We start from the raw sequence: 3059 nt of genomic DNA on the forward strand, positions 1-3059 counted from the left end.
GATGTCTTATCAAGTAACTCATCGTATATCTTCGGATATACTGAGTACGTGAAAATGTCAGACTTTACAATTAGTTCGGATTAGTCTCCGAACATTCTTTGTTCTCTTTCGAGACTACTTAGGGTTGTATGGTTAAGTGACTAAGCGTATGTGGTGGATGCCTTGGCAGTTAGAGGCGATGAAGGACGTGTTAATCTGCGAAAAGCTTTGGTGAGGTGATAAAAACCGTTATAGCCAAAGATGTCCGAATGGGGAAACCCACTTACCATAAGGTAGGTATCGTTAAGTGAATACATAGCTTAACGAAGCGAACCGGGAGAACTGAAACATCTAAGTACCCCGAGGAAAAGAAATCAACCGAGATTTCGTTAGTAGCGGCGAGCGAACGCGAATCAGCCCTTAAGCTTATTGGGCGCTAGTAGAATCTGCTGGAAAGTAGAACGATACAGGGTGATAGTCCCGTATACTAAAGCAACCTTTAAGTGAAATCGAGTAGGACGGAGCACGTGAAACTTTGTCTGAATATGGGGGGACCATCCTCCAAGGCTAAATACTACTAACTGACCGATAGTGAACCAGTACCGTGAGGGAAAGGCGAAAAGAACCCCTGTGAGGGGAGTGAAATAGAACCTGAAACCGCATACGTACAAGCAGTGGGAGCCCGATTTAGTCGGGTGACTGCGTACCTTTTGTATAATGGGTCAGCGACTTATATTCTGTAGCAAGGTTAACCGATTAGGGGAGCCGTAGCGAAAGCGAGTGTTAACTGCGCGTTTAGTTGCAGGGTATAGACCCGAAACCCGGCGATCTACCCATGGGCAGGTTGAAGGTTGAGTAACATCAACTGGAGGACCGAACACACGTATGTTGAAAAATGCGGTGATGACTTGTGGGTCGGAGTGAAAGGCTAATCAAGCCGGGAGATAGCTGGTTCTCCCCGAAATCTATTTAGGTAGAGCCTCGCACGAACACCATTGGGGGTAGAGCACTGTTAAGGCTAGGGGGTCATCCCGACTTACCAACCCTTTGCAAACTCCGAATACCAATGAGTGATATGCGGGAGACACACTGCGGGTGCTAACGTCCGTTGTGAAGAGGGAAACAACCCAGACCGCCAGCTAAGGTCCCAAAGTACTAGTTAAGTGGGAAACGATGTGGAAAGGCATAGACAGCTAGGAGGTTGGCTTAGAAGCAGCCATCCTTTAAAGAAAGCGTAATAGCTCACTAGTCGAGTCGGTCTGCGCGGAAGATGTAACGGGGCTAAACTAGTCACCGAAGCTGCGGATTCATAATTTATTATGAGTGGTAGGGGAGCGTTCTGTAAGCCGTTGAAGGTGAATTGAGAAGTTTGCTGGAGGTATCAGAAGTGCGAATGCTGACATGAGTAACGATAAGGGGAGTGAAAAACTCCCCCGCCGAAAGACCAAGGTTTCCTGTCCCATGTTAATCAGGGCAGGGTAAGTCGGCCCCTAAGGCGAGGCGGAAACGCGTAGTCGATGGGAAACAGATTAATATTTCTGTACTTCTATATATTGCGAAGGAGGGACGGAGTAGGCTAAACAAGCACGGCGTTGGTAGTCCGTGTGAAAGTATGTAGGTGGTTGTCTTAGGTAAATCCGGGACTTCATTCAACACTGAGATACGAGACGAGACTCTACGGAGTTGAAGTTGTTGATGCCATGCTTCCAGGAAAAGCTTCTAAGCTTCAGATATATAGGAACCGTACCCCAAACCGACACAGGTGGTTAGGTAGAGAATACTAAGGCGCTTGAGAGAACTCGGGTGAAGGAACTAGGCAAAATAGTACCGTAACTTCGGGAGAAGGTACGCTGCTCACGGTGAATCCCTTGCGGAGTAAGCTAAGAGTAGTCGAAGTAACCAGGTGGCTGGAACTGTTTATTAAAAACACAGCACTGTGCAAAATCGAAAGATGACGTATACGGTGTGACGCCTGCCCGGTGCCGGAAGGTTAATTGATTCGGTTAGTCCTCGGACGAAGCTGATGATCGAAGCCCCGGTAAACGGCGGCCGTAACTATAACGGTCCTAAGGTAGCGAAATTCCTTGTCGGGTAAGTTCCGACCTGCACGAATGGCGTAATCATGGCCACACTGTCTCCACCCGAGACTCAGTGAAATTGAATTTGCGGTTAAGATGCCGTATACCCGCGGCTAGACGGAAAGACCCCGTGAACCTTTACTATAGCTTGACAGTGAACATTGCTCCTACATGTGTAGGATAGGTGGGAGGCTTTGAAACCATGTCGCTAGATGTGGTGGAGCCAATCTTGAAATACCACCCTTGTATGCGTGATGTTCTAACCTAGGGCCCTTATCGGGCTTGGGGACACTGTCTGGTGGGTAGTTTGACTGGGGCGGTCTCCTCCCAAAGAGTAACGGAGGAGCACGAAGGTTGGCTAAGTACGGTCGGACATCGTACGGTTAGTGCAATGGCATAAGCCAGCTTAACTGCGAGACAGACACGTCGAGCAGGTACGAAAGTAGGTCATAGTGATCCGGTGGTTCTGTATGGAAGGGCCATCGCTCAACGGATAAAAGGTACTCCGGGGATAACAGGCTGATACCGCCCAAGAGTTCATATCGACGGCGGTGTTTGGCACCTCGATGTCGGCTCATCACATCCTGGGGCTGAAGTCGGTCCCAAGGGTATGGCTGTTCGCCATTTAAAGTGGTACGCGAGCTGGGTTTAGAACGTCGTGAGACAGTTCGGTCCCTATCTGCCGTGGGCGTTTGAGAATTGAAGAGGGCTGCTCCTAGTACGAGAGGACCGGAGTGGACGAACCACTGGTGTTCGGGTTGTCATGCCAATGGCATTGCCCGGTAGCTACGTTCGGAACTGATAACCGCTGAAAGCATCTAAGCGGGAAGCAGGCTTTGAGATGAGTTCTCACTGGGACTTTAAGTCCCCTAAAGGGTCGTTGGAGACTACAACGTTGATAGGTCAGGTGTGTAAGTGCTGCGAGGCATTGAGCTAACTGATACTAATTACCCGTGAGGCTTAACCATACAACACCCAAGTAGTTTTGCGACTATGAAGTGA

At 49.1% G+C, this 3059-nt stretch carries 1 rRNA gene; it reads left to right on the top strand.

The window, feature by feature from the left end:
- The first annotated feature begins 130 nt into the window (after positions 1-130).
- Positions 131-3025: ribosomal RNA gene (locus CXF85_RS09365) — 23S ribosomal RNA — on the top strand.
- The last annotated feature ends 34 nt before the right edge of the window (positions 3026-3059 follow it).

It is taken from the genome of Colwellia sp. 75C3 (genome assembly GCF_002836255.1).
Lineage (GTDB): Bacteria > Pseudomonadota > Gammaproteobacteria > Enterobacterales > Alteromonadaceae > Colwellia.